Origin of the sequence: Acinetobacter pragensis, assembly GCF_001605895.1 — a bacterium.
GTDB classification, from domain to species: domain Bacteria; phylum Pseudomonadota; class Gammaproteobacteria; order Pseudomonadales; family Moraxellaceae; genus Acinetobacter; species Acinetobacter pragensis.
Genome location: NZ_LUAW01000025.1, coordinates 1 through 20,102 on the forward strand (window position 1 = coordinate 1; position 20,102 = coordinate 20,102).

Genomic DNA, 20,102 nt, shown 5'->3' on the forward strand with positions numbered 1-20,102 from the left:
CATTCTGGTACCGCTATATGRCTKGAASTGCTTTTCTTTYTTGCCATTACTTACAACATTTACTTTTAAAAAGAACTATTTTTCGGGAGCTTAGCAAGCATGCGGCGTGAAGTATATGGAACTTTTTTTGCCTTGCTTAACAAATATACAGGAATTGTCCAACAATACAGCAGTTGGTGTAACAAAATGTCGCGCTTGTATTTAACTTTATACGTGGGATTGAAGCCTTTCAGTAGGTTTGATTGAAACAGGCCAATCAACTGTGACATGGTAAAAATACGAAAACACGAAAAAAGATTGATTGGAGTCATTATGCATTCTAAGACGCAGACGAAAGCCAAGATTATCGGTTTGGGCCTGATCGCCGGCTTGATGAGCGCAGCTGTAATGGCTGAGCCGCCTATTCAGCCAGGTGATACACTGGAAAGCCTATCAAAAGTTAAAATCAATACAACTGTGAATGGTCAGCCCGGATCTATTCAAGAATTAGTGGCCAGCGGCCAAGTACGTATTGTTGAAGCGCCAGCGCAGCAGCAAGCCGGTATCGCTGCAGGCGAGCCAGCGCCTGAAAGCGTTCAGCCTTTAGACACAGCGCAAGCAGACCTTGCACAAGCCAATCAAGTTGCCGTAGAGCAGGCGCCGGTTACTAGCAATGACGCTCTTGGCTCGTCCCCTGCAGAAAGCGTGACGAATGCCGGCATGGATCAAACTGGCGCAGATCAGGCGAATTTAGCTGCGGCCCAAGATGCGCAAAGCACGCTGAATCAGGAACAGAGCGCCGCTCAAGTGCAAGCGCCTGAAATAGCTCCAGCACATGCTGCTGAAGGCAATCCCGCTCCGGCACTGTCATCTTCAGCCAATGCCCCGGTGAATGCAGAAGCGCCCGATAGCGGCAGTATTTTGAGCGCCGCTCCTGAAGCGCCGGAAGCTGATCAAGCGGTTCAGGCTGCGCCTGAAATGCCAATGGCCGACAGCGCAATTCAAGCATCTCCGGAGCTGCCTGAAGCTTCGGCAGATCCTGCTGCTCAGTAAGCCGAAACTCACATTTTAAGCATAAAAAAACCAGAGCGCCTGCTCTGGTTTTTTATTGTTCACTTTTTCAAACCCGCTTGAACAGACAGCTAAATCTCAATCTGGCTTCCCAGCTCCACAACACGGTTGGTTGGAATCTGATAAAAGTCACTCACAGGGCTGGTATTGCGCTGCATGGAAATAAACAGCTTTTCCCGCCAAGGCGACATGCCCTCACCCACGGTATGAATGATGCGGTCGCGTGAAATGAAGAAGCTGATCTGCATCAAGTCAAATTCAAAACCTAATTCACCATAGGCTTTTTCCAGCGCCTGCGGAATATTCGGCTGATCTTTAAAACCGTAATCTATGGTAATGCGGTAAAAGCGGTCATCGAGCTTTTCAACGCCAATCCGTTCTGCTGCTGGAACAAACGGAATATCCCGCGTGATTACCGTCACCATGAAATTGCGCTCATGCAGCACTTTATTGTGCTTGATATTGTGCAGCATGGCATGCGGCACAATATTCGGCGTCCCTGTCAAAAATACGGCGTCTCCCGGCACAAACTTAGTTTCATTGCTGAAGCCGATACTCTTAATAAACAGCTCAAGCGGCAAGGAGTCTTTTTCAAGCCGCTTCAAGACCAGCGCGCGCCCATCTTTCCACGTCATTAAAATGGTATACAGCACCGCGCCAATTAAGATCGGCACCCATCCGCCTGAAGCAATTTTCAGCGAAGTCGAAGCCACAAAAATAAAGTCTATCAGCAGGAACGGAACGGCAAAAACCGCCACTTTCCAAAGCGGCCAGCGCCACAGGCCGTATGCCAAAATGGAAATGAGAATGGTGCCGCACAGCATGGTCATGGTCACGGCAACCCCATAAGCGCTGGCTAAATTCGCACTGTTTTCAAACAGCAGAATTAAAATCAGCACCGAGATATACAGCGCCCAGTTAATGAACGGCAAATAAATCTGGCCGCGCTCTACATCAGAAGTATGGCGCACAGTCAGGCGCGGCAAATAGCGTAGCTGAATGGCCTGATTGACCATGGAGAATACGCCGGTAATTACCGCTTGCGAGGCAATCACCGCAGCCGCTGTGGCCAAACCAATCATTGGATACAATGCCCATTGCGGTATCAGCATATAAAATGGATTGGCAAGCGCATCAGCATCGCGCAATAGCAATGCGCCCTGTCCCGCATAGTTCAGCAGCAGGCACGGCAATACGACAATGAACCACGCCAAACGGATTGGCAGGCGTCCAAAATGCCCCATATCGGCGTACAGCGCTTCACCGCCGGTCATCGTCAGAATGACTGCGCCCATCGTCAAAAATGCAACATACGGCTGATTAAACACAAAACTGAGCGCCCAGTATGGATTCACCATCAGCAGCACATGCGGGGTCTGTAAAATACTCCAGACACCTAAAGCGCCAATTGACAAAAACCACATCAGTGTCAGCGGGCCGAAAAATTTCCCCATCGTGCCCGTGCCATGGCGCTGCACCAAAAATAAACCTGTTAGAATCCCGATTGATAAAGGTTCCAGCCATTGATTGAAAATTGGGGTTGCAATGCTAAGGCCTTCAATGGCTGAGAGCACTGAAATAGCCGGAGTAATGATGCCGTCGCCAAAAAATAGCGATGCGCCGATGAACCCCAGCGCAATCAGATAAATTTTCTTGTTGTCACTGATCAGCGTAGTCCGCAGGTTCAATGCCAGCAGGGACATAATCCCGCCCTCGCCATTGTTGTCTGCACGCATGATGATGGTGACGTATTTGAAACTGATGGTCAGCATCATGCACCAGAAAATCAGTGACAGGATGCCCAACACTGACGCTTCTGAAATTGCGAGATGCGCGGTGAGGAAACATTGACGTAGCGCATACAGCGGGCTGGTGCCAATGTCTCCGAATACCACACCCAGCGCTGCTAAGGTAATAGCAGGCAGTGCGGCTTTTTTTGCAGTACTTTGCATATGATTGTCTTCAATTTAGACAGCATTTTTGCGAATCATATCATCCTGCTAAAAGTTTTTCTCTAAATCAATTGTTTCAGCTTGGCAGTCCGTCATTTTTTGGGTATTATCCACCGCGCAGATGGTGAGGTGTCCGAGTGGCTGAAGGAGCACGCCTGGAAAGTGTGTATACGTTTGCGCGTATCGAGGGTTCGAATCCCTCTCTCACCGCCATATTCTATTCCCATAGCAGCTCATGGGGTCCTAAGAAGCTTAAATCCAAAGGGTTTAGGCTTTTTTTGTGTCTAATAGTATCAACTTTATCTGTTGCAATCCCGATCTAGTCGGGGGTATAACTGGGGGTATAATAAATTACCCCCATTTTTATACCCCCAGATTTCTACGGAAACCGCTGCAATGCTTACAGATGTTCAAGTCAGAAAAATCAAACCAGCAGAAAAAAAAGCTAAATATGCTGATGAAAAAGGCTTGTACTTGGAAGTCACGCCTTCTGGCGGCATGCATTGGCGGATGAAATTTCGCTTCAATGGTAAAGAAAATATCTTCAGTATTGGTTCTTATCCTGAAACTACGCTTGCTCAAGCCCGACGCGCCAGAGATGAAGCTCGCTTAAGGCTTAAAGATGGGATCAATCCCAACGAAGCCAAAAAACAAAAAAAATTGCATGCCGATGAAAATACGCTTTTTAAAGCGCTTGCAATGGAGTGGATGGAAGACCGCAAACCCGTCATTAAAGAAACCACGTACTTACGCGATCTATCCGTGTTTGAAAAAGATCTGTTCCCGGCTTTAGGCAATATGCCTATTGATCAAATCAAGGGGAAAGATGTGCTCGCCTGCGCCAAAAAAATCGAAGCTCGCGGCGCATTAGAAATGGCTAAGCGATCTATTCCTTTGACTGGCCGTATTTTCCGTTTTGCTATCCGTAAAGGGCTTATTGAGAATGACCCCACACCGCACTTAGGAGAAGCCTTAAAACCGCGGAAAACAAAGCATATGGCACGCTTAGATATTTCTGAATTTCCGCCCTTCCTTGAGCGTATGGACCGCTATCACGGCAATCCAATGATCAAGACCGCCATTCAATTGATGACTTTAACTTTTGTTCGTACTGCTGAGCTGAGAATGATGGAGTGGAATGAGATTGATTTTGATAATCATTTATGGCGAATTCCTGCTGAAAAAATGAAAATGGCTCAGCCACACATCGTACCATTAGCTAAACAGGCTATTGAACTTATCGAAGGTCTACGCCCTCTCACAGGAAATAAGCAGTACGTTTTTTATAATCACAGCACAGCCAAACCAATGAGTAGTAATGCTTTGCTATGTGTCATTCGGACTTTAGGGTATGCAGGTAAAATGACAGGTCATGGCTTCCGTGGGCTTGCTTCAACAACATTGCATGAGCAGGAATATATGCATGATGCAATTGAAATTCAATTAGCTCACCGAGTCGGTAATGCTGTATCACAAGCATATAACCATGCGCAGCACCTAGAATACAGAACAAAGATGATGCAGGAATGGTCTGATTTTATTGATAGCTTGAGAAATAAAATTGTGCCTTTTGTTAAGCAAAAAGTTGGTTAGCTTTCAAAAATGCGGATCGCTAATTTTAATTTTCAACAAAGTACATATTTGAACATCTTCACAAAAACTTTGTTAGTATGTTTCTATTTAAATATTTATAAATTTTAGGTAATTATTTATGGCTATTACTTTTAAGATAGCAGCAAGAGCACTAAGACATCTCGGTGCTGAACTTATCACTTCAGAAGAAATGGCTTTAAATGAATTAATGAAGAACTCATTTGATGCTGGTTCACCTAGAGTAAAAATTGAGATTAACTATCCTGTCAATTTATTAATACTAGAAAAAAATCTAAGCGACTTTTCAAAAAAAATAATTACTAAATCTAATGTGTTAGCTAATCTTCTAGAAAATAGTAAAAATTACTATGAAAACTCGAATTCATTTGAATTGTTTTCAGACTACTTAAGCCCATTATTAGATAACATTAATTCAACTAATATAGATGACATTTTGTGTGATTTGAAGAAAAAATATTATATTAAAATTACTGATACTGGACACGGTATGAGCAAAGAAGATTTAGAGAATGTTTTTATGACTATAGGAATTAACTCTAAATTAAATGTTGAAAAAAATGAGGATCGCATTTTACTCGGTGAAAAAGGAATTGGTCGACTATCGATGATGAAACTTGGTAATTTCGCCACTGTGAAATCCAAAAAAATTACAGATACTAAAGGCCATCAAATAATATTCGACTGGTTGCTATTTGAAAACCCCAATTTATATCTAGATGAAATCGGAGTAACGTCAGAAGAAACTAACTTAGAAATAGAAAAAGGGACACAAATTTTCATTTCAGATTTAAATAGTGATTGGAGCCTTTTAAAAACAAAAAAATTTGTCAAGGAATATATTCAAAGATTAAAGAGTCCTTTTAATCATAACCCTAAAGATTTCCCAATAGATATTTACCAGAATGGAAACAGAATACCAATAGAGGTCATCCCTCATTGGCTAACAAATGCTGCAAACTTCGAAGCTAATTATACATTCACACCAACTATTGAAGATCACGATTTTTCTTTAAAAGGTCTAATCAAATGGAGTGAAGCCTCTTTATCTGATGATCAAAGAAGCTGGACACTTTCAGAAATAATCCACAAGCTAGACACATCAAAACAAGAGCGCGATCAAAAAAGTAATGACTATATCGAAATCATAAATAAGAAAGAACAAATTATCCCAAAATCAGAAAATTATAAAAAAATTAAAAATGAATTAGAAAAACTTGGACCTATTACAATAAAAGTGTTTTGGTTCAATCGCAATGATTTCAAAAAAACTATTGGGTACAAACCTAATTGGAAAAAAGAACTCGATTTTTGGGTAGGAGGATTTGCTATCTATAGAGATGGTTTTAGAATAGGATTCACTGGAGGATTAAATGATGATTGGCTAGCCATGGATAGAAAAGCATTAAAAAGTACAGGCTACACATTTAATAGGTATCAAACCATTGGTATAATCGAGATATCAAAACTAACTAATCCATATTTAAAAGACTCTGCAAATAGACAAACCTTGATAGAGAATACTGAATTTTTTCTACTAAAGGATTTAATGACCGATATAGTCATTGATGATATTAAGTTTAGAATTAATAACAATAAAACACTTCAAGAGAAAATTGATAGATCAATATTAATAGAGAATATTGATAATGCTGATATTTCATACATTAATGCCACCAAATCATTAAATGATATCAAGCAAAACCTACCTGCAGATAAAAAAGCTGTATTAGACAATGTTGAATTTGCTATGAAAAATCAACATGAACTCATTAGCACCCTACGGGCTGAAATCGATGATATTATTGAAAAAAATACTGACATTTTAGAATTAGCAGGTCTTGGTCAAATGGTAGACTTCATTGGTCATGAATTAAGTAGAATCACAAAAAATACATCCAATTTACTTAATGACCTTAAATTCACCCACTCAAATAATAATGACTACCAAATAGGACATATTATTGATGAACTACAAAAGCAAATAGATGCTACAAAAAAAAGAATCGCTAGTATTGATGTTCATAGTCCCGCAAATAGACAACGTCCAGAAAACTATAATATAGTGAATCAAATATCTACGATTCTTGAACTATATGAATCAAAGTTTAAACGACACCATATTAATGTTTATTTTACAGTTGACGATTCCGAACCGAAAAGTCCTATAATGGTAAAAATGGTTAGGGGGTTAATTGCACAAATTATTGAAAATTTATTAACAAACTCTGTACATTGGCTTGACCAAGGAATAAAACTCGGAGATAAAGAAAGAAAAATTGAAATTGATGTAGATAGCAAAGCAAAAACAATATCTATCCGTGATAATGGACCAGGAATTGCACCAGAACACATCCATGAAGTATTTAAAGCTTACTTTACCAATAGACCTAATGGAAAAGGACTTGGATTATATATCGCATCTGAAGTTGCCGCACACCAAAAATCTAAACTTTATTTACTTAATGATTTAGAGTCAGATAACCGTTTAAGAACATTTATTTTAGAATTACCATTTGAGAACTAAGACATGACTAGTATTACCCAGCCCTCAATTAAAAAAATACTAGTTATTGATGATGAAATCGAAGGTATTTCTCTTGATTCTGCATTAATTGTATTAGAAGAATTATCTAAACAGCTATCTGATCCTACGAGCCCAATAGCTGAAGAAATTAATATAATTATTGAGCAAAACTTCCCCAGTTTTTCCAATTTTTATGAAAATCATTCATTATCTATTGATTTTATTAAAAATGTTTTATTAACTCCTCTTTTTATTGAATTATCATCCCATGACTTAAAAACACACATTAATCGACTAATTGAGCAAAACAATTTTCTATTAAAAACTAAAGAAAAAATTCAAGAAGTATTCCCAGAAACTGAATATGTTATTACGTTTTTGGAACATTATAGTGAGGCAGCGGAGTTAAAATTTGAAGAATTCGATCTATTAATTCTAGATTGGTATCTTAATGCAACAACTACAAATGAAAAATTTATTAGTGAAACTTTATCTAAAATACCTAACCTTCCTCCAATTCTTTTATTGACGTCATACAATAAAATAGATACGCCTGCTGAACGTTCAAGATTTTTCAAATCAACTAGAATCAGTGGTGCAGGTTTAATCACACTTACTAAAGATAAATTTTTATCAAGTAATTCGAATTTTTCTGGATTACTTAAAATTTGTTCCATGCTTTCAAATCAAAGAGTAATAGCCAATGACATTAGAAGATATATCACCGATTGGGAAAATGCTCTAGAAATTGCAAAAAATAAAACTTTAGAGGCATTATGGCAATTAGATACTTTTATTATTAAAAGCATCCAAGAAGATGCCGTTATCGATGGCCAACCGTATCACGATCATTTTCATAACTTTATAGAAAGAGAAAACTCATGGTATCTTGAAAATGAATTTACCAAAAAATCAAATATTGAATCTTTAGGAAAATCACTAGAAGATTTGACCTATAGTGACATATTAATGCACCATACAAATGAAAATTCTATTAGCCTGCATCGAACCCTTTTAAGCCATTATTCATTCAAAGGTTATACTAACATTCTAGCGATTCAATCTAAAAGCATTCAAGATTTGAAAAAAAGTATTTTGCATGACATTCCTTTTGGTGCAGTTTTAAAGACTAAATCTATAACCGATCCCGTGGAAAGTATTTATATTAATATTACACAACCCTGTGATCTTAGTGATATTGTACGTTCATCAAAAGGAAGTGATCGCTCTATACAACTGATCAAAATGGAAGCTACAAAAAAAGGATTAAATGAATCAACCATTTTTGATACTAACAATTACATAATTACAGACTTCAATATTAATGATGAATTTTATGACTTAAAACCATTACCAATGTCTATCATTAGTCTAAATTTTGAAGATTTTTATAAGTTCTCATGTGAAAAAGAACTACATGTTATTGGAGGGGTTCGCAATGATATTGCTGTTGGACTTCAGCAAAAAGCTGTGTCCTATTTAATTCGTCCAAGTCAACAAAGAACTCAAAGACCAAGTATTAATCTTGCAAAAATAGTATATTTAAAGCATTGTGAGACTGGCCATTTTGATGAAAATCAACGCCCTCTTTTTGATCACTTCGGTACTGTATATACAGTACCTACAAATATTGTAGGTACTAAAAACCAAACTACCACAAAGCAATTCATACAATTTATTGGTTTAAATCAGTTTGAACTCATTGAATGGATCATTTCTAATATTCAAAACAAAAATATTAGAAGAGAAGATTTGATAAAATTCTTTTATGAACAAATTGAAATCGGAGATAAAATTTCTGAAAAGAAAATTGACTCATTAACCATCAAACTCAAGAAAATCGATTTTAATCAACCTATTGAAGATGAAATTTCCAAGTTAAGAATCAATAAAAAATGTGAGTGTATTTTCATCTTACATTAAGATCATCACTTGTGGCAGACTAAACAAGCCCCTCCACCTTCATCTTCTAAATACAGCTCATCTATATCAACAATATCGATGAGCTGTGGACGCAAGGGATTAACTTTCTTTCGAGCCTGCATTCTAATTTGTCTTTTTTCGAACTCTGCTTTAATTGAAGCTATGCGTTCTGGTTTCTCTAAATCAACTAATGACTCACCTTGAGTCCATGTAAAGGGGGAGCCTGAATCTATCGCTAATTTTTCATATGCTTTTGCTTCTTCAAAAGCATCCGGATGTATTTCTCTTAAGCGTACCCATTCGATTTTTTGCTGAAAAAAACAAAATGTGCATCCGCTTCTTGAACGCCATGAATAATACTCAGGTAAACCTAATCCCACATTCTCTAAAATTTCAATTACAGCAGGCTTGTCTACCCCATCTTCTCTAAACGGCAAAATCACCTTTAAATTTTCATGCTCCGAAATTAGACCTGTTCGATGTTCTTCATCGGCACGTATAGCCACATAACTATAAACTTTATCACCATTATCTAACCAAGGTTTAATCCATTTTTTAAATGGCGTTAACTTTAATTGACGAGTACACCAGCGAGTTTGTGCACTAGGCAAATAATGATTGTACTGCTTCAACCAAAAATCAAAATCTCGATCACCATTAATGAATTCAATTTCTTTTCCTAAAATCCCCTCAAGTCTATTCAAAAAGGCATAAACTTCTGGCAACTCTTTACCGGTATCTGTAAAAAAATATTGAATATTAATTTCTGGATGGAACTGGCTCATGTATACAGCTAATGCTGCACTGTCTTTACCACCAGATAAGCCCAGTACATGGTATTCAGCCATTACTTAGATAACCTCTTCCGTTTGTTTTACTTCAGCAAGAAGCTCACTGCCAATTTTACTGATAGCTGCTAACACAATTTCTTTTTTCAAACTTGTTTCAGAAAACTGCTCATTCATTTTTGCGACTATAGCATTAATCTGATTCATTTCTTCTTTTGAAAAATCCACAATACCAGATACAGTTTGTCCATCTTGTGAAGCAAAAGACATGGATATTGCATATCGGCCATTGCTTTGATTTTCGTCAAAAACAATCGTTTCATAACGCCTAAATGCCTCACTCCAAGATTTTAATTGCAGAATAGCTGAGTCTATGTCTTGATCAATCCAGTCTTTACTTTGCTTCTTCAGTGTTAATGTAAGAAGGTTCTCTATTTCTTTAGGAGTCCCCTGGTACTCTGAAAGACGTCTAATAAAGATACCTAATTTAGGATCAGCCTTAATTTTCAAGAGTAATTGAGCTCGCATTCTAAGATTACTCAGATCACCTAAATGATCCAGATCTTTTAGCAACCCAAACTCAATCATCTTTAACTTATGCGGCCAAAACGTATCTAGTTCTTTCAAACCAACTTTTAACAAAGATGCAATTTCTGCTGGTTCTTTTAATTCAAATATTTTGGGAATATCAAAAAATAAAAGGTCATAAGGGTCTTTTGCAGCAAACAACGTTATTCTTAATTTTTTTGTCAAAACTTCAAGATCGTTTGTTTTTCTCACAAAAGGGTGTAACGTAAAAACTTTTGTTACAAGCTTTTTAGCACAATCAAGTGGACTTAGTTCTTGATTTAAATCTGTGTTTTCAAAAAAACCTTCTGAAACTAATTTCAGCAGTTGTAACTGATCAGTATTTAATTCAATAAATCTTAATGCAAATAATTTAGGCTGTCTTACCCACTCTTCTACTAAAACCTCATCAAGCTCTGTAATGAACATTCCTTCATGATAAATAGCTATTAAATCTTTATGAGTCAAAAAGAAAGCTAAACTAAAGATTGGCAAGAGTCCTTTTTTAATACCAAATGGAGGTTTTTTCCATAAGTTATATATCTCTTCTACTGATACGGGAGTATTAGAATTTTTTAATAACTCTAATGTTGTATGCCAGAGGTGAAAAATAGATTTGTTTTCTTTCAAATCTGGAGATATAAATTTCCATACACTACTTTCATTTTTATGAATTTTTTGGCTTTTAATAACTGTTTTATACAAACTAGCTGAGGCAGATGTCCCTTCTAAACCAAGGTTTTCAAGATCAGATGAAGACAACATAGCCTTCATCAAATCTTTAATTGCCTTGCTTGCAGGAGTCGAATAAGAATCTCTATTTACAATTTCACTATGAACAATAGGTACAAATTGATACATTTTGTCAGCAACTTCAGATGCTATTTTAGACAAATTGCCCTGATATTTATTTGATCGAGTATCAAACCAAGTGCTTTTATTAAACTCATTCTTAAACTTATCTGACAAAATATTTCTTAATGAACTCAATCTAGCATCAACTTCTCTAATTGCAACGCTATCAGATTGGAGCTCTAATTTATTTTTCCTCAACCATTCTAAAGCCTTTAACTCACGCAACAAATCAATTATTTGATTTTCAAACTTAGCAACCGCAATTAAATTATCCTCTCGCTCCTGTTTAGCAAGCTTTGATGCTAATTTTAAAGATTGTTCAGGTGTATAGTAAGCTTTTGGTAAAACTAAAATAAAAGTTCCATCTTTTTTATGCTTAAAATCATTTCCATTCCTAAATTCTTTTAAGCTATCTTCTAGAACAATGCTCTTATTCATCCAACGCATTGCTCCTGTCTCCCAATAATGACGAGAAGCAATTACAGGTACAGTATCAAGCAAATCCTGCAACTCAGAAAAATTTATATCCCCTTGAACAGAAAGAGCTTTGCTAACCTCTTCATCAATATTGAAATCACTACCTGCATAAACCCCCCAAGCATTTAAGTGACGTCTAAAAACTAATATAGAAGCTGACTCTAGCCTTTTAAGAATTTCTGTAATTAAATTATCAGTAAAATTTGGAAAGCAGTTCTTTATAATTGCTTCAGTAGCTAGAATATTTACACCATCTCTCAATAATCCTATAACAGCAATGCTTTTTACTACCCGTACATATTCTGCTGGAAATTGTGATTGTGTTCTTTCTACGGCATTAATATTTAATGCCCATCTATGACCATCCGATGATGATAAAATCATAGGTTCTAGATTTGCCTGCAAATAATCCCAAAGCATATCTGGATAATAATAATTCTTTTCATCTAGAGACAATGTTTGAAGAATATCCCTGAATCCAAACATCTCATACGACGATAAGAAACTAAAGATACTACGTTCGTTTTGCCCAAATTGCTTTCTAGATAATGAACATAGAAGCACTGCACTGACTGGATGTAAAGGCCAGCATTGATCAAAAATTTTTGCTTTGTTCTCTAATTTGTAAATATGGTCGGCATTATAAGCATCCACATAGTTTTCAGCTAACTCAAGAGTATTAGAATGCTTATAACTTGTTGAAATTGCCTTACTAATTAAATTTATATTTTCATCAACACTACTTACTAAAGGCAAATCACTATAGCGTCCTTGGACCTTAGTCCACTCTTGCTGTTTAATTAACCCCAAATGCCTCGCATACTCACCAAATGCTTGATGTAAAATACCAACAACAACGATCTTTTTTTTAGCTCGCGAAGTCTTTTCGGCTAGTTCCTGATAAAATCCAATGTCCTGAGTATGATAGGCATCGTATTCTAAAAATTTTCCTAGCTCATCAATAATGAGAATACTTCCCTCAATATCAGTTTGCTCTTCAACAAAATCAATATATAAGTCAATCAACTCTGATCTATTTTTTATCTTCAATTCTTTTTTGTTTGTCAATTTCATCAATACAGACGCAAGTATGTCTTCAATTGACACTCTTTTGCCTGTAATTGGCGTAATCATCCACGGTTTTTCTGAACAAAAGAGAGAACTTACAGAAGTTAAATTTATACGTTCACTAATTGTCTGTCGAACTTCCTTCTCACCACCAGCCAGACCAGCCAAAATTAGAGCTAAAGATGATTTACCACTACCGTATGGACCAGTCCATGTAAAAGTACGCTGTTGAGTACTAGAAATTTGATTTGCCATAATGTCTAAGACATTAAGCGCTGAAGGCTGAAGAATATACTCTTTGATTGAATCTAAACGGCCAAAATCCAACTCTAGATTAATAGATTTCACAAAATTTCTATTAATAGAAACTACATCACCTAAAGTTTTATTAACTAACATATGCCAATCTCAATAAAGTCTTTTTCATTTCACCAACAGTTTCATTTTTCAATTTTGTTATTTGCTTTAAACCTGAACTATCGGTCCAACCTAGATACCCATTTGAAATATCTTCTATATGGGACAGTCGCTCATTAATCGAATATTCGGTCAATTTGAATACACGCCCAGGAGAGCCATAGTCGTACGTAATATTTTTAAAAGAAAGTGTCGACTGCGATGTACCATGCCTTTCTTCTAAACTCTCCCAGAAGTCTAAAATAGCGTAGCAAAACAAGAAGTCAGATAATGATTCATGATAGGAATAGTTAAATTGATATAAGTTTTTACTTATTTTCTTAATAAGCCCAAGCTTAGATAATAAAGATTCGATACCATCTTCCGTATCATTATCTGAAACATAACTTTTCAAACACGTATCTACATCATTTTCTAAAGTTTTTTTAGATCTAATATTTTCTGTTTCAGAAACCAGATCATTGATTAAAGAGACTACATCATCTTGATTAAAACTATTACTATTCAAACAATTAAATAAAACATACCAACTAGTAGAGCGAAGACTTTTCCCTGCCAGATACCAATGGATTAACCAATAAGATGCTTCATGTTCCAAAAAAGGGTCAACCCCTGAAGTTTCATCGAAAAGAAAATTACCTATTTCACCAAGTCGGAAACCGTTTGATTTTTCACTTTCTCTAATTACATCAGTAGCAAGCCCCCAATGTTTAATTGAAGCGACCATATTTTTACCAACACCAAACCGCTCAACAGCATCATTTGATGAAAATACAGATTTTGGGCAAACTAATTCAGACGAATCTTGATATTTTTGCACTTGCGTATATGCTTTTTTTAACCACAATTGTCTTAATGCGAAAGTTTCATGCCCGGAAAAGATAAGCTTTATATCTGAAGGTAATTGGATCATATTACTTGCTGGTGAAAGCTACCAGTGATAAAAATAGTATGATGCAGTATAACAGTAATAATTTTTAAAAGTCATACAACAAAAAAACCCCAGGTTTTAATTTTTACCATAAAAAACAATTATATAAATGTCTTTGAATTTTAAATAAAAAAAATACTTACAACTTACGACAACTTAAGACGCTCAAAAATAAATTTCAACATTGTTTTATTCCTCACTATCGCTATATAGCAATTATCAAAATAGGAAAGAATAAATTAAAGAAAAACCACTAATGATTTTTCTTTATTTCGGACAAACATTCTTTGAAGATATTGTAACTTTTTATTGAGAACTCAATACACTTACAAGCTTTCATATCAACAAGATTTATAGACTTAAGATTTTTATTATCCTTAATAGAATGTAACAATAATTGCCGATTTTCTGCTTTAAAAACGACTATATAGCCATTAAAAGATTTCTCCAAATAGCTTCCTACTAAAGTAAAACCATCGCACTCTACTAATTTACTTTCAATAAAAATCTTAATAATGTCATCATTTAATTCAGCTGTGCTCATCTTTGTTTTAACTTCTCCTCAATCCACTGATTCACTTCCCAAGCCACCCACCCAATGCGTGATTCACTTAAGCGTACAGGTTTTGGAAAACTTGAATCGTAGTACTTTGAATCAACATTGATCATTTCATAGATCTTTGCCCGACTAATACTGGTGAACTGAATAACTTCTTTGATATTAATAATTTGATTCATCTGAAATGTCTGACCTGTGAACGCATTCATGATGTTTACTCCTGATCATTGATGCGAGCGGGTATTCGCTCACATGATCGGTCTCCTGCGTAAAATTTCACTTTCAAGAATTCACAGCCCTTACACTCTGTTGTAGCTCCTGCTGGATATCCTTTACAAAACACCCTTCATTATTACATTTAGGCTTTGCTCTTGATTCAGGCTGTATCTGTTCACATTCAGCACCATCCCCAGTATAAAACTCCTCTATTACATCCTCTGAACCCAATTCAAAAACTGCATTCGCATAGCCCTGCCTCGCCTTATGATCTAAAGCTTCCTGATTAAAACCACTCGATTTACTCTGTTGATCAATTTCTTTAGCCGTCTGTATCGCTGACTTTAAATCACAGCCTTCACGTAAAGTTAAATCCACGTAATACACAGGCGTTCGATAACTTTGTGCGGTCGATTTCCCTCGAAGTATCAATTGCAACGGAAGACATGACAGCAATCCATTCGATGCAGCGTAGTAATAGCTGAGCCTCGCAGCCAAAGTTCGGATGCTGTTAAAACCTGTAGTTCTAAAGATGAATGTACCAAGTTCATCCGACTCATCTAGATTGACATGCAAACGTCCATAAGGCTTGCAATTACCTCCTTGTGCCATCGAACATAAATCAGGGGATGGACAGGGATGCTGCTCTATACCTTGGCTGGTCAGGCGTTGGCAAGCTTCCCCATCGCCGACACAAACAGGCCTCCCCGTTTGACGATCAAATAAAGTGTACTCAGCACGCAGATTCAGCTCAGGATCATTGAAGATCATCCGTACTGGGATGCTCCGCAGTTTTTGATTGGGTGCCTTGGCCCGCAGCTGCTCATCCAAGGGGTGTTTGATCCAGCCGTCTTTGTTTTGGATTTGGCTAGTAATGGTGAATTGGTCATCTTTTTCAGGTAGACGTTTACCGTTCTTTTCGACAACTTTACCAATACTGATTCGTCCGAGTATCGGTGGTGTAATTGCTAGACCTTTAATCATGATGTTTTTCTCTTTTGTTTAAATGAGTTGCTGCGTTCGGTTAAAAATGAAATGGACATAAAAAATCCCATGCGCTCAGGCATGGGATATTTGGGTGATTTTTGAATGTTCTGCTTAGGCTAATCGGTATAGATATTGAAGCGCCGTGAGCCTTGTTTGCTTTGCGGGAATTGGCTGAGGTATTCAGGATGCTGCTTCAGTAAGGCTTTACTGTCTAAGCTGATTAAGTCTTTGGCTTTTTTCCATGTCACCGAACCAGCTTTAAAAGTGGCGCGTTCAGCCTGCTGCATCTTAGCCTGCAGCTGGTGCTTCAGCAGGTCAAACTGCTCTTGGTGCTTTTCAATGTGATTACGTGCCTGAATCAGCTGCTCGAACTGCTGGTTGGCCTGCTCATCTTCAGATAAGTCTGTCGTACTGAGCGGTACATGTTCTGGATACAGAAGCTGCAAGGCCTTGGCTGCCGAGTCACTGGCATCCGCTTCAGGCGGTGTATCCTTTTCTACACAGTCCCAGAAATAGCGTTCTGCATTAACGATGTGCTGAATGACCGATTCACTGCGGGTCACTTTAAAGATGCGGGTTTCATGCCCGCAGATCAGCACGCAGATATGCGCCGCTTTCTTGCCGGTCACCGCCAGTTGATGCTGCACCTGACACAGCACGTATAAAGGCACGCCATCTCGCCAGAGCTTAGCGCCATATTCCCCTGCAGTTTTACATTCTAGAATCTGCACATCTGCGTCACCCACTACAGAATAATCTAAGTTGGCTAACATGAAGGACTTGTCTGGATCAGGGTGCTGCAGCACAGCATTCACGCGGCGGACTTTTCGGTTGGTATGCATGCTGTAGTATTCAGCCACTAAGGGTTCGAGCTGTTTACCCCAATACAATGGCGCATGGCCTTCACTTTCATCTTCAATCGATTGTTTAATCCGTCCTGTTTTAATCATCCACAGTTCCAGCATCGACATATAAGGATTGAGTCCGCAGGCTGCAGCGCAGTCACTGCTGCCGATACCCTTCCTTCTGACCTCAAGCCATTCCGCCTGACTTAAATTTTTAGTTTCCACAAAGCGTTTGGCTGTGAACAGTTTCGGGCGATTGCTGTGAATATTGGGAATCGCATTGTTTGGGTTCATCACTGCTGAATTCATCCTGATTTCCTCTTTCTGTTAAATTTCGGGCATAAAAAAGCCGCATCTGCTGATGCGGCTGTGACGTATTGACGGTATGTTTGTGAACTGATTGAGATCACGCAATCATGTGCAGGGCCTGTTCCAGCCCGCGCTGCTTAAGGCCTGCGCCTGCTCCAAACCATGCTGAATCCAGACGGTGATCCTGACTCATGGCGCGGCGCTCGTGATCGGCGAATTCGGTGATTGAGCACAGCAATCCATACGCAGTGTCTTTGGCTGAACTCAATTCTGCCCCTCTCCCATGCCCATTAAACATGGTCATGGCTTTGGACATGGCCCGCCCATTCGGTTCGGTTTTGCTGTCTGCCTTGGCTGCAGGCTTTGCCTGTGTGGCGACATTGCGGTAGAACTGAATAATGCCCTCATCCTGCTCCATCGGGTTCAGGCTGCTGCTGTTGAATACGGCATCAAAGTAAGCTGCCGCTTCCTGCTGGGTGACTTTGCGCTGGCTCAGCTGTTTCATTTCATGCATGTGCTCATCCCATGCCCGCACGGAAATGCCGAGTTGCTGCTTGATCTTATCTGCATCAAAGCGGGTGCTGTGCGGGACTTTGACCACACCTGCACTGCTGTTCTGTCCCTTTAAAGCAATGGCTAAGGTGTTGTTGCAGACCACGCGGATACTGGTGAACTGAGCTGTGGTGGCAAGGGTTCCGTCACAGGCAGTGGCTAAAAGAATGTAGCCATTGCTGACATCTTTGCCTTTGAGTGCTGAAGTCTGTCCAGTCCGCGCCAAGGCCCAGAATTTCTTGCCGCCTTTCAGCACACCCGCTGTTTCCAGCTCAAAGCCGGACTGCTCCGTCAGGTCACGGTAAAACTCTAAAATCTGTTTCGGCTGCACTTCCTGATAGCGCTGGCTGACCACAGATAACGGTGCATGAGTATCTGAGCGGTATAAGACCCGTTGATCTTCATAAGGCATGATGATGCTTTGCCCTCGTTCATTCTGCGCCATATAGCTGACATTAGAGGATTCAATGCGCCAATCCATGCCAGCCTGCTGCGCCCAGACTTCAATCGGCTGGTTTTGGCTCAGCTGATTGCCTAACCCATGCCACGGGGTTTCGCCGACATAGGCCATTTGTTCAAGTTGATGCGCCATAATGTTTTCCTATTTAACAATGAATGTGTTCAAGATTTGCCAATCTGAATATCCGGCATAAAAAAAGGCCTGCAGGGGGTGCAGGCCAAACGGGCAAATCATGCCGCGGCAAAGCGGCATGAAGATTCATGTAAATGTTATATATCTGAAATTTATTTAATTCCTGTTCAATTCATTCCCCGATTTTTTATTCAAATCAGCCGCCAGCAATTGACCCGGTCCATCTCTGCGATTATGATTTGCTTGCTGGCCTACATCGCCAGCCGGTTTTAGCAGACCGTTTCCTAAGTGCACTAAAAGATTTTTTCTTTTGGTGTAGACCCTCGTGCTCCCTCTGCGGTAGAACGGGAGGGGGACACCTTCGGGTGTGCTGATTCTTAGGTTCAGTCTGCTAACCCCTTTTCGTTCTGCCACCATTATTTAGCAGTAATTTGGTAGAACTTCTTAAACCTAAGGAGTCATCACCATGACCAAGCGTTACCTCTCTTTATTATTTTCCCTAAAGCCTGTCTGGGCCATTCCCTCGCCCTTGGCATAATTCATAGATTACATATCCGCTTAAATTGACCTAAAGACTTCCGCCTTCTTTGGAGGGCCTGCGTTCGTCTGTTCATTCAATCACGCGTATAAATCCATCTATTTAAAAATAGCCAAAACAATAAATTCGGGGGAATTAATGAAAACCTCTTTATCAATTGCTTTCATCACGCTGACTGTACTCCTGTTCACAGGCTGCGCCAGCAAAACTGAACGGCAATTTGTCAGCGGGTGCAAGGCCGGTGGCGGTGACACTGCTGCATGCACATGCATCTACAGCAAGCTTGAGAAAAAATTCGGAGCGGATGCACTGGAACACAGCCTCCATACCATTCAGCAAACCGAAGAATTTCACAGGGAAATGATCAGCAGCACCTATCAGTGTCTGAAGGAATAAGCCATGAGGGTTATTGCCGGCATTATCTGCATCATCGCAGTGATCTGTTTTTTAGGTCTGCCCTTCATTGGAATGATGATCCTGTTCGGGCTTTTCTTCTTGCTCGCTCAATACGCTTTTGGGGGAAATAAATGAATACATCAATTACAGCTTGGCTGATCCGAGGCTACCTCATCATTGGCCTGCTTTTCACGCTGTATCAGTCCTTTTGGGGGCAATACAGCTATAAATCATTTGCCTATCATCTCGGACAAGGCGTGATCTGGCCTGCTGTCATGTTCCCTTCAGTGGGCAAGTTCATCGGCGGCCTATTGCTGCTGGTGATTATTGGCAGTCTCGCCTTACGTTCCAAATAATGAAATGACTTTAAAATAAGGAAACATCATGAATAAACATATCATCGCTATATTACTGGCAACTTTTACAACTTCTGTTTTTGCTGCTGATCACATGATCATTAATGGAAAAACCGTCACCATGAATGACAGCCGCTCGACGCTCATTCAGAAATTTGGCAAGCCTGAATCAGGAACGGCTCAGTTCAGCAATTGGACCGTGGGCAACTTGAGCATCTACGCCAATTACAGTCCAAAGGGCTTAACTCAGTTCAGCGTCAATCAGTTCAATACTGCGCCGAGCAAGCACGTGATCAATATTGAGGGAAAAACCATTACGCTGGGCAAGGACACCATCAGGGCAGCAGCGGGCAAATTCAAGCATGCCTGCTTTAACTTTGATGAAGGCCGTCAAGGTTCAGCCTACACCATGGCGCCGAAGACCGCGGTGAAAAACAAACTCAACATTGTTCTTGAAACCACTGGCGATGCATATGATGTCAAGACGATTTCAAGCATGCCGATCAATGGCTTTTCATTCACCCAAGACGCGGCAGCATCCAATCAAGGCTGCAAATGACGCATTAAAAAAATAAAGCGGGGGTCC

At 39.1% G+C, this 20,102-nt stretch carries 17 protein-coding genes and 1 tRNA gene; 9 read left to right on the forward strand and 9 right to left on the reverse strand.

Features of this window, described 5'->3' with window-relative positions; translation table 11 throughout:
- The first annotated feature begins 312 nt into the window (after positions 1-312).
- Complete coding sequence (locus tag AZH43_RS11600; protein ID WP_067669860.1) at positions 313-1,032, forward strand: hypothetical protein; 720 nt, start codon at positions 313-315, stop codon at positions 1,030-1,032.
- Between the two features lie 89 nt (positions 1,033-1,121).
- On the opposite strand, the gene AZH43_RS11605 is transcribed toward AZH43_RS11600, so the two are convergent.
- Positions 1,122-3,002 (reverse strand): potassium transporter Kup, encoded by a 1,881-nt coding sequence (locus tag AZH43_RS11605; RefSeq protein WP_067669862.1) that lies wholly within the window; start codon positions 3,000-3,002, stop codon positions 1,122-1,124.
- A gap of 123 nt (positions 3,003-3,125) precedes the next feature.
- Between AZH43_RS11605 and AZH43_RS11610 the strand changes: the two genes are divergently transcribed.
- From AZH43_RS11610 to AZH43_RS11625, 4 genes are all read left to right on the forward strand, one after another.
- Positions 3,126-3,215: transfer RNA gene (locus AZH43_RS11610), tRNA-Ser, on the forward strand.
- Between the two features lie 183 nt (positions 3,216-3,398).
- Positions 3,399-4,595, forward strand: coding sequence for a tyrosine-type recombinase/integrase (locus AZH43_RS11615; protein WP_067669864.1), 1,197 nt, complete (start codon positions 3,399-3,401; stop codon positions 4,593-4,595).
- 118 nt (positions 4,596-4,713) lie between these two features.
- Positions 4,714-7,140, forward strand: a complete 2,427-nt coding sequence (locus tag AZH43_RS11620) for a sensor histidine kinase (protein ID WP_067669866.1) — start codon at positions 4,714-4,716, stop codon at positions 7,138-7,140.
- A gap of 3 nt (positions 7,141-7,143) precedes the next feature.
- Positions 7,144-9,063 carry a hypothetical protein gene (locus AZH43_RS11625; RefSeq protein ID WP_067669868.1) on the forward strand — a complete coding sequence of 640 codons (1,920 nt, stop codon included), beginning with the start codon at positions 7,144-7,146 and terminating at the stop codon, positions 9,061-9,063.
- Between the two features lie 5 nt (positions 9,064-9,068).
- Here AZH43_RS11625 and AZH43_RS11630 read toward each other — a convergent pair whose 3' ends face one another.
- The 8 genes from AZH43_RS11630 to AZH43_RS11665 form a co-directional block, all read right to left on the reverse strand.
- Positions 9,069-9,911, reverse strand: coding sequence for a phosphoadenosine phosphosulfate reductase domain-containing protein (locus AZH43_RS11630; protein WP_067669870.1), 843 nt, complete (start codon positions 9,909-9,911; stop codon positions 9,069-9,071).
- A 3-nt stretch (positions 9,912-9,914) separates the two neighbouring features.
- On the reverse strand, positions 9,915-13,217 hold the full coding sequence (locus tag AZH43_RS11635; RefSeq protein ID WP_067669877.1) for a hypothetical protein: 3,303 nt from the start codon (positions 13,215-13,217) through the stop codon (positions 9,915-9,917).
- Positions 13,207-14,148 (reverse strand): DUF4007 family protein, encoded by a 942-nt coding sequence (locus tag AZH43_RS11640; RefSeq protein ID WP_067669879.1) that lies wholly within the window; start codon positions 14,146-14,148, stop codon positions 13,207-13,209. Before AZH43_RS11640 ends, AZH43_RS11635 begins: the two co-directional genes overlap by 11 nt.
- 271 nt (positions 14,149-14,419) lie before the next feature.
- Complete coding sequence (locus AZH43_RS11645; RefSeq protein ID WP_067669881.1) at positions 14,420-14,710, reverse strand: hypothetical protein; 291 nt, start codon at positions 14,708-14,710, stop codon at positions 14,420-14,422.
- Complete coding sequence (locus tag AZH43_RS11650) at positions 14,707-14,934, reverse strand: helix-turn-helix transcriptional regulator (RefSeq protein WP_067669884.1); 228 nt, start codon at positions 14,932-14,934, stop codon at positions 14,707-14,709. Before AZH43_RS11650 ends, AZH43_RS11645 begins: the two co-directional genes overlap by 4 nt.
- 73 nt (positions 14,935-15,007) lie before the next feature.
- Positions 15,008-15,925 carry a recombination directionality factor gene (locus tag AZH43_RS11655; RefSeq protein WP_067669886.1) on the reverse strand — a complete coding sequence of 306 codons (918 nt, stop codon included), beginning with the start codon at positions 15,923-15,925 and terminating at the stop codon, positions 15,008-15,010.
- A 119-nt stretch (positions 15,926-16,044) separates the two neighbouring features.
- Positions 16,045-17,082, reverse strand: a complete 1,038-nt coding sequence (locus AZH43_RS11660; protein WP_067669888.1) for a YqaJ viral recombinase family nuclease — start codon at positions 17,080-17,082, stop codon at positions 16,045-16,047.
- Positions 17,083-17,179: 97 nt separating this feature from the next.
- Positions 17,180-18,226: a DUF932 domain-containing protein gene (locus AZH43_RS11665; protein WP_067669890.1), complete on the reverse strand. Its 1,047-nt coding sequence runs from the start codon at positions 18,224-18,226 to the stop codon at positions 17,180-17,182.
- Between the two features lie 676 nt (positions 18,227-18,902).
- Here AZH43_RS11665 and AZH43_RS11675 point away from each other — a divergent pair.
- The 4 genes from AZH43_RS11675 to AZH43_RS11685 are packed head-to-tail and all read left to right on the forward strand — an operon-like array spanning position 18,903 to position 20,075.
- Positions 18,903-19,160 (forward strand): hypothetical protein, encoded by a 258-nt coding sequence (locus AZH43_RS11675; RefSeq protein WP_067669894.1) that lies wholly within the window; start codon positions 18,903-18,905, stop codon positions 19,158-19,160.
- 3 nt (positions 19,161-19,163) lie between these two features.
- Positions 19,164-19,295: a hypothetical protein gene (locus AZH43_RS19075; RefSeq protein WP_264753353.1), complete on the forward strand. Its 132-nt coding sequence runs from the start codon at positions 19,164-19,166 to the stop codon at positions 19,293-19,295.
- Positions 19,292-19,516, forward strand: coding sequence for a hypothetical protein (locus tag AZH43_RS11680; protein WP_067669896.1), 225 nt, complete (start codon positions 19,292-19,294; stop codon positions 19,514-19,516). Before AZH43_RS19075 ends, AZH43_RS11680 begins: the two co-directional genes overlap by 4 nt.
- Before the next feature lie 28 nt (positions 19,517-19,544).
- Positions 19,545-20,075: a hypothetical protein gene (locus AZH43_RS11685; RefSeq protein WP_067669897.1), complete on the forward strand. Its 531-nt coding sequence runs from the start codon at positions 19,545-19,547 to the stop codon at positions 20,073-20,075.
- Positions 20,076-20,102: the final 27 nt, after the last annotated feature.